General features: G+C 38.9%; 7 protein-coding genes. All 7 read left to right on the top strand.

Features of this window, described 5'->3' with window-relative positions:
• The first annotated feature begins 61 nt into the window (after nt 1–61).
• The 7 genes from J8L97_RS21770 (at nt 62) to J8L97_RS21740 (ending at nt 7,950) form a co-directional block, all read left to right on the top strand.
• A complete protein-coding gene (locus tag J8L97_RS21770; RefSeq protein WP_211052751.1) occupies nt 62–955 on the top strand; it encodes a LysR family transcriptional regulator in 894 nt (297 codons plus the stop codon).
• Nucleotides 956–1,134: 179 nt separating this feature from the next.
• Nucleotides 1,135–1,518, top strand: coding sequence for a response regulator (locus J8L97_RS21765; RefSeq protein WP_192508548.1), 384 nt, complete (start codon nt 1,135–1,137; stop codon nt 1,516–1,518).
• Nucleotides 1,515–2,420: a MoxR family ATPase gene (locus tag J8L97_RS21760; protein WP_211052750.1), complete on the top strand. Its 906-nt coding sequence runs from the start codon at nt 1,515–1,517 to the stop codon at nt 2,418–2,420. Before J8L97_RS21765 ends, J8L97_RS21760 begins: the two co-directional genes overlap by 4 nt.
• Nucleotides 2,420–3,352: a DUF58 domain-containing protein gene (locus J8L97_RS21755; RefSeq protein WP_211052748.1), complete on the top strand. Its 933-nt coding sequence runs from the start codon at nt 2,420–2,422 to the stop codon at nt 3,350–3,352. Before J8L97_RS21760 ends, J8L97_RS21755 begins: the two co-directional genes overlap by 1 nt.
• On the top strand, nt 3,342–5,276 hold the full coding sequence (locus J8L97_RS21750; RefSeq protein WP_211052746.1) for a DUF3488 and transglutaminase-like domain-containing protein: 1,935 nt from the start codon (nt 3,342–3,344) through the stop codon (nt 5,274–5,276). Before J8L97_RS21755 ends, J8L97_RS21750 begins: the two co-directional genes overlap by 11 nt.
• Complete coding sequence (locus J8L97_RS21745) at nt 5,273–6,595, top strand: Na+/H+ antiporter family protein (RefSeq protein ID WP_211052744.1); 1,323 nt, start codon at nt 5,273–5,275, stop codon at nt 6,593–6,595. The genes J8L97_RS21750 and J8L97_RS21745 overlap by 4 nt, the downstream gene beginning before the upstream one ends.
• A gap of 182 nt (nt 6,596–6,777) precedes the next feature.
• Nucleotides 6,778–7,950: a nucleotide sugar dehydrogenase gene (locus J8L97_RS21740; RefSeq protein ID WP_211052743.1), complete on the top strand. Its 1,173-nt coding sequence runs from the start codon at nt 6,778–6,780 to the stop codon at nt 7,948–7,950.
• Nucleotides 7,951–8,642 lie beyond the last annotated feature (692 nt).

Raw genomic sequence — 8,642 nt, 5'->3', positions numbered from 1 at the left:
AAATCAGGTTAACTATTAATTTAGAATGGATAAATAATCTATAAATGAAATCATTGTTCACGTGAAAAGAAAAATAGACATTGTTCGCGCCATTAATACATTTAGACTAGTTGTGGAATATGGAAGCTTTAGCAAAGCAGCCGATCATTTAAGTGTGGTTGTTTCTGCTGTGAGCAGACAAGTTTCTGACTTAGAACAACATTTCGGTTGCCAACTATTATATCGCACCACTAGAGCTATGAGTCTAACAGCGGAGGGGGAGTATTATCTGGAGGAATTTACTGAATTAGTTAATCGTTTGGATATGCTTGAACACCGGGCTGAAATTAATCAAAAAGCGATTACAGGGCATATTCGGATGACGGCTCCCCCTGATGCCGAAGAGCTGGGGATCACGCGCTTAGTCAGTGAGTTTATGATAAAAAACCCAGGGGTAAAAGTCACAATTATGCTACTCAACCGCTATGTGAATTTAGTTGAGGAAGGTATAGACCTTGCTGTTAGAGTTCATGAATTATCTGATTCTCGTTTAGTGGCACGCCAATTCAGTCAGTTAAATGTGTTATATGTCGCAAGTCCAGCCTATTTAGCAAAACACGGTACGCCAAAACACCCAAGGGAATTAAGTGAACATAATTGCGTTATTGATAGCTCAATTCGTAAACCCGGAAGATGGCGGTACTATGAAGGTGAATTAAAAAAACACGTTAATGTTATGGGTCAAATTGAAGTTAACTACGGTAATATCGCAGCAGATTATTCAGCCGATGGTCTCGGCATTGCATTTTTGCCTGATTTCTTGGTGCGACGTTACTTAAATACTGGTAAGTTAGTACCAATATTAGAGTCATTTCAAATACCTTCAGCACCAGTTTCACTCGTCTATCCAGCTAATCGGATTAAAAATCCTGCATTAAGTGAATTGGTACGGTACCTAATTAATAATGCACCTTAGTTATTACGATACATTCAACTTTGGGGAACATTCTACGGTTTCAATCGAGAAATATAATATCGGACATTAAATTGGTTACTACATTACTATGTAATTTAGTGTAATCATAGTAAAAGTTATTGAGCTTGATAAATCCATGGATTAGTATGAACGCAGATGTAAAAAAGAAGTCTCTTTATATGGAATTTGTAAAACCACTTGAACCAATTTTAATTGTTGATGATGTAAAAGAAATTAGAGAGTACCTATGTGAGATTTTATCTAACCTTGGGTTCGAAGAAATTTTAGAATCAAAAGATTTTGATTCTGCAAAACCGCTGTTAGCAAGTAAAGAGCCCGGCGTTGTCTTTTTAGACATCGAACTACCGGATACAGACGGTACTCGAATTTTAGAATTTGTGAACGATAACTACCCTAACACGCATGTAATTATGTGCTCTGGTCACAATAGCCTTGAAAATGTTCAAAATACTTGGGAACTGGGCGCGAAAGGATTTATTGCTAAGCCGTTTAATGCTAAAAAAGTAGACACTGTTTTAAAACGATTAGAATTAATTACATGAATCAATTTGTCACCCCAATATTGGGTGCGTTATCTCACATAATTTATGGTAAAGACGAACAAATAAAGCATGCTGTGTGTAGCTTACTTTGTAAAGGCCATTTATTAATTGAAGATTTACCTGGAATGGGTAAGACCACATTATCTCACGGATTAGCTAATGTATTAGGGCTTAGCTATCAACGGGTTCAATTCACCAGTGATTTATTGCCTGCAGATATTACAGGTTCTGCTATTTTTAATACTTCCGAGCATTCATTTACGTTTCATCCTGGACCGATATTTAGCCAAGTGATGCTCGCTGACGAGATTAACCGAGCAAGCCCAAAAACTCAAAGTGCATTATTAGAAGCAATGGAAGAGCGACAAGTAACGGTTGATGGTGAAAGCCATGCATTACCTAGCCCTTTCTTTGTGATTGCTACGCAAAACCCATTGCACCAGTCGGGTACGCACCCCCTACCTGAGTCCCAGTTAGATCGATTTTTCATGCGGATCAGTCTCGGGTACCCAAATGAAGACGCCGAGAAAAAACTTATTTTAGGCATTAAAGACAGTATTGATACACAATTGCACCAAGTGATCAGTGAAGAACAGCTTACTCAACTTCAGTTGCAGGTTACTTGTGTTAAATTGGCGGAGCCTGTTGTTGAGTATATTCTGGCTCTCGTGCGCTTTACGCGAGAGAGTGGTTTGTTTGCAGATCCGCTTTCACCCCGTGCGAGTATCGCTTTAGGTGCTGCGACTAAAGCTTGGGCGTTAATGCAAGGACGAGAATATGCAACCCCTGATGATGTGCAAGCTGTATTTGGGCCGGTTGCAGCACACAGATTGAACCTTTCATGTACTGAACAAGAAAAGGTCATATCAAGTATTATAGAGCAAGTATTGGTTCATGTTTAATGCCGCCCTTATTTCAAAATTTACTCGATAAGATTTTAAGCAAAAAACACCAGTGCGAAAGTATCGTTTTTAAGCATGACTCTATCTACGTTGTACCTTCTAAAGGGGGCTTTGGCTTTTTAAGTATTGCGCTATTAAATTTTATACTTGGCATTAATTACCAGAATAACCTGATATTGGCAGTGTCTTACATCATGGTTATATTACTCGTTGTTTCCTTAATATATGGCTATTTAAACTTCAAAGGTCTTGGTTTAAGGCTTATTCACGCACAAGCTGATCATGCTGGAGGCAAAACGGATGCGGTGTTTGAATTAATAACGGATAAAAACCGATTTGATATCTCAATTCATCATATCAAGACAGGTGCAATTACTATATGTGATTTTTTATCGCAAACGAGCATAACCAAGAACAATTTAAAACTCCCCCGTGGCGTACATCTTATTGGGAAATTTAAAGTTTTTAGCCACTACCCGTTTGGTCTTGTTCGAGTATGGAGTTATCTAATTTCTCAGCAAAAGATCTATGTCTACCCTGCGCCTTTAAATGCCAATACCGATATGTCTTCGATCGATACAAATAATGGAACAGAGCAAAAGCTTCTCGTTGCAGATAGCAACGATGAATTTAAAGAGCTTATTAATTATCAAAAGGGAATGAGTTTACATCAAGTATCTTGGCGTCATTATGCAAAGAATCAAGAAATGCTGGTGAAGAGCTATGTCGGGGAACAAAGGGCCAGTGTTGGGTTTGATTTTAATTTGTTAACCGGTACCGTCGAAGAAAGGTTGAGTAAATTGTGTTTTTTAGTGTTACAGGCAACTGAAAATCAGCAACCGTTCGCAATGAAGTTGCCTAATAGGGTTCTTGATAGTGGCTCTGGGCGCCAACATTGCCAAGTTAGCTTGGAGATCTTAAGTGAACACTAAACTAATGATCGTAACAGTAATCTACGTCTTTATGAGTTTGCTATTAATATCTGAATTAGGGATCCCGTTTACTGCACTCATTGGGTCATTAGCCATTTGGCACCTTTTTCTATGGAAATACAAAACGACCTCTCCATCAAATACTGCGCTTAACGTGCTGGCCGTTATTGGAATGGTTATATTATTGCTTTCGATTGGGGTAGATAATTCCGTATCGCTGTTTGTCTCTTTAATGGTGTTAGCTTGCCAACTGAAAGTGATACAGGCACAGAGTCAACGGCAATTTCAGCAGATCACAACGCTAAATTTTTTTACAATCCCTTGTTTATTTCTTTTCTCACAAAGCTTATACATGACCTTGATAGTGCTATGCTCACTGGGAATAAACTTGGGGTTAATGATAGCCCTTTCACATAGACAGCCACTTTTATACGCAAGCAAAGATGCCTTTAAGAAACTTATCCTGATTTTACCAATCAGTGCACTATTGGTTATCTTCTTACCTAAGTTACCAGCATTTTGGCAATTACCTGGGCCTAGTTTAGCTAAAACAGGGCTATCTGAAGACGTCAATCCTTTTAACATCGCACAGTTGTCTCAATCGGATGAACTTGCCTTTAGGGCAATTATTGATGATAAACAACGTTTCAATTCGCCTTTTTATTGGCGCGCAATTATCCACGACAGATATAATGGCGCATCTTGGTTGAAATCTAACCAACAAAATATTCCACTACGAACCAATGTAAATGTGTCGGGTGCTGGATATCGGGTGATTGCAGAATCAAGCAACCTGCCATGGCTGTTTTCGCTTGGCACGAGCGTTAGTTACACGGGTGGCGTATCGCATAACCAGTTTGGTACGCTTTTTCGCTCAAACTCGATGTCAAACAATTTTGAGTATCAAGCGTTTTCATACCAACAAAATTTAATTGAACTTACTCGCTGGGAGTATAGAAAATATACTCAATTTCCCAATCAGCTGAATAAACGTGCACAAACGCTGGCTCAACAGTGGGATACGCAATCAAGCACAACCGCTGAGTTTATTAAGCTTATGAAACAATATTTCATAAGTAATAACTATCGTTATACGCTAACGCCTGCAGCAATGACGAATGAAAGTACCATAGATGAGTTTTTGTTTGAACAAAAAGCGGGGTTTTGTGGGCATTATGCGTCTTCTGTTGCGATGATGATGCGCAGTGTTGGCATCCCTACTCGTCTTGTTTCTGGCTACTTAGGGGGAGAATATAGTGTAAAAAATAATTACTATAGCGTTTACCAATATGACGCGCACGCATGGGTAGAATATTACACACCAAGACAAGGCTGGCAAGCAGTAGACCCAACCGCCTGGGTTTCGCCTGAACGACTACTAGGATCTTTATCTCAGCACTCATCATTGTCAGCGGAGTTTCAAGCAAATTTAGGGATCAGTTTGGTCGCATTTACAGGTATTCCTGGTGTGCAATGGTTAAGGCTTAAATTAGAAGAATACGACTATCAATGGACAAGATGGGTATTGAACTTTGATGAAAGTAAACAGCGTTCATTCTTAGAAAAGGTGTTTGGGAAAAGCGGTAGATCGTTATCTGGTGTGGTGGCTATCATTTTCGTAACGTTCATTCTTATAGCCGGATATTGGTATATGCAGCGCCCGAGTAAAGTAAATAAGCCTACCGCTGTGGTATTGTTTGAAAGACTAAGTCAAATAAGCAAATATTCAAATCTAAATATGAGCCCCTATCAACTGATTGAAGCGCTAAAGCACAGTTACCCTGAACAGGAAGTTGAATTAGAGCAGTTTTATCAAGACTTTTCTTCTTTTCGCTATCAGGGAAAATCATTCAGTAACACACAGCGAGTATCAGCACTTAAGCTGATAAAATCAATAAAAAGAAAAACAAAGAGAGATTTATGAATGCAGTAATAATAGGTGTATTGCTTATGCTTACACTGTCTTTAGTTAGAGTTAATGTAATTGTTGCAATGACCGTTAGCGCGATGGTTGCTGGGTTATCGGCAGGATTAGACTTATCTACCACACTCAATGCCTTTAACGACGGCTTATCTGGCGGTGCTGAAATTGCTTTGAGTTATGCTATGCTCGGTGGTTTTGCGGTTGCTATCTCGAAATCAGGGTTAACACAAATTCTCGCCCAAAAATTATTAATAAAGGTTGAAGGTGCAAAAGATAACCATACAAGGGCCTTAAGTTTTATGATTATGACCATAATACTTGGTTGTGCTATTGCGTCACAAAACCTGATTCCAGTTCACATTGCTTTTATTCCAATTCTTATCCCCCCCCTACTCGTTATTTTGAATAAACTAACGTTAGATAGAAGAGCTATCGCGTGTATTTTAACATTTGGACTTGCCACCTCCTACATGGTATTGCCCTACGGATTTGGCGGTATATATCTCTACTCAATTTTACATAAAAACCTCGCCGATAATGGCTTAGAGATCGTTAGCACACAAGTCCCCTTCGCAATGGTGATACCAGCAGTCGGTATGCTTGTTGGATTATGTGTTGCATTATTATTCAGCTATAGAGCAAAACGAATATATAAAAATGAAAGTATGCCTTCTACTCCTGTACTAGCGGCAATAGAGAACCCAAAGAAGGTGATGATCATTGGTAGTATCGCGGTAATTTGCTCACTAATTGCGCAAAGCATTAGTGGTTCAATGATACTCGGGGGCCTTGTTGGCGTCATGATGTTTAGCGTATTTGGCATTGTAAAGTGGGAGCAAAGCTCAGACGTTTTTAGCAAAGGTGTCGCTATGATGGCAATGATTGGGTTTATTATGATTTCTGCTCAAGGGTTTGCATCGGTAATGAAAGCAACGGGAGATGTGGCTAGTTTAGTTGCTACTAGTGCTGGCTTTATAGGTGACAATAAGCCACTCGCAGCAGCGATGATACTCATTGTTGGATTATTAATAACAATGGGGATTGGTAGTTCATTTTCTACAGTGCCTATTATTGCCACTCTTTTTGTGCCTCTGTGCTTAGAAGTGGGTTTTTCAGCTATGGCAACCGCTGCGCTTGTCGGAACGGCTGGTGCTTTGGGTGATGCAGGCTCTCCTGCATCAGATTCAACATTGGGTCCAACTTCAGGGTTAAACGCAGACGGTCAGCATGATCATATCTGGGATTCAGTTGTACCAACGTTTATTCACTTTAATATTCCACTGCTTATTTTTGGTTGGATTGCTGCGATGGTTTTATAGTTCACGCTGCTATTTGCGTTTCATTATGCAAATGAAAAAGGGGACTGGTGACGGAAGTCCCTTACTATAAATTTATCTTGTTGATTTGTAAGGAAATTAATTTATTTAACACAATCTGAAAAAATAGCCCAAATATTGCTGTATTGGGAATAGACAAAAAATATCAATAGTAAGGTTATATTATGGGTTTTCATATTACCGTTGTAGGATTAGGTTATGTAGGGTTGGCAAACGCATTGCTGCTGTCTCAACACAATACCGTTTCAGCACTAGAAACTAACCCCGATCGTGTTAACTTAATAAATAAAAGCATGTCTCCAATTCAAGATCATGAAATTGAACAATTTCTAGCACAACGCGAACATTGCATTTTTGCGACAACGGATCCATTTCTAGCATTAGAACATGCTGATTTTATTGTCGTTGCAACTCCAACCGATTATGATCCTGATACTCAATACTTTAATACTACAAGTGTAGAAAATGTCATCGCACAGGCATTGGAAATTAACCCTCTAGCCACCATCATTATAAAGTCAACGGTGCCTGTTGGTTTTACTGAAAAAATGAAATCAAAACATCGTACCGATAACATCATCTTCTCTCCTGAATTTCTTAGAGAGGGAAAAGCCTTATACGATAATTTATACCCCTCAAGAATCATACTTGGTGCATTGTCAGAACAAGCCAATACGTTTGCCAGATTACTGAAGCAAGGTGCGCATAAACAAGACGTTAAGGTACTTCTCACACATTCAACAGAAGCAGAAGCCATTAAGTTATTTTCTAATACTTACCTCGCTATGCGGGTGGCATTTTTTAATGAGTTAGATACATATTGCGAAGCAAAAGACCTTAATACGAAAGAAATTATTGACGGAGTAAGTTTAGACGTTCGAATTGGTGACCATTATAATAACCCTTCGTTTGGTTATGGGGGATATTGCTTACCAAAAGATACAAAGCAATTACTCGCAAACTTTGAAGGTGTCCCTAACGATATGATATCGGCTATCGTATCAGCAAATGAGACACGAAAACAGCACATCGTTAACACTATCATGGCGAAAACCCCTAGAAAAGTAGGTGTTTACCGTTTAATTATGAAGACAGGCTCTGACAACTTTAGAGAGTCTGCAATATTAGATGTAATTTCCCATTTACACCATGCTGGCGCAGAAATTGTTGTATATGAACCCAATTTACATGCACCTTTATCAGACAATTTTTCACTGAATAATTCGTTGTCTTCATTTAAAGCAGAATGTGACTTAATCATTACTAATAGAGTGGTCGATGAATTAGATGATGTCACCGATAAATTATATACGCGAGATTTATTTCATAAGGATTGAGTATCTATAGAAGGCTCTGCTACAACATGTTATTCATGGTTGTTTCAAGGGCTTTCACTACAGGGTGTTGTCACTTAATATTTGTGTTGTCACTTAATATTTGTGTTGTCACTTAATATTTGTGTTGTCACTTAATATTTGTGTTGTGACCCAAGACATAAATACATCTATTCGGGCACGCCGAGGCGAATTTAATTCAAAAAATAGCGCTCAACGGCGTTTGAGTGAGGGAAATTAAGTGGATGGAATAGTTAGCTGCCCTGACTTGTTGATAGCTCCGTCACCCAAATAGTCAACGATAAGTGCAACTCCATGCCCGTTTAGTAGTACATTTATAGCCATATCTGTTGAGTTTACTGTTGTCCATTTACTTGTTCTTTGAGGTTTAAAATATTATGAAAGTGAGCCCAACTTTGCTAATCGTATGGACCGGCATTCCCCAACATTCGAAATTTTTGACACTGTGTCAATATTAATATTGTGAGCTTCACTAAAGTCTTTCGCACATATATGAAGACCATGCCTTTACCGAAGGATGGGCAATCTTTCGGCTAGCACATCAACACCAAAAACTTTATCGTGCAGCAGGTGACAATGGACTATTTGTCCCTTGTGTTACAGATAACAGCGACATTCTTGACACCTGTACCCATTTAATTCCCTGTAAATGTGATGTGTATGCCCGAACTATC

It is taken from the genome of Pseudoalteromonas sp. MMG012 (assembly GCF_018100875.1).
GTDB classification, from domain to species: Bacteria; Pseudomonadota; Gammaproteobacteria; order Enterobacterales; family Alteromonadaceae; genus Pseudoalteromonas; species Pseudoalteromonas aurantia.
The sequence above is the reverse complement of the archived record's forward strand: the minus strand, read 5'-3'. Positions and strand labels throughout refer to the sequence as shown.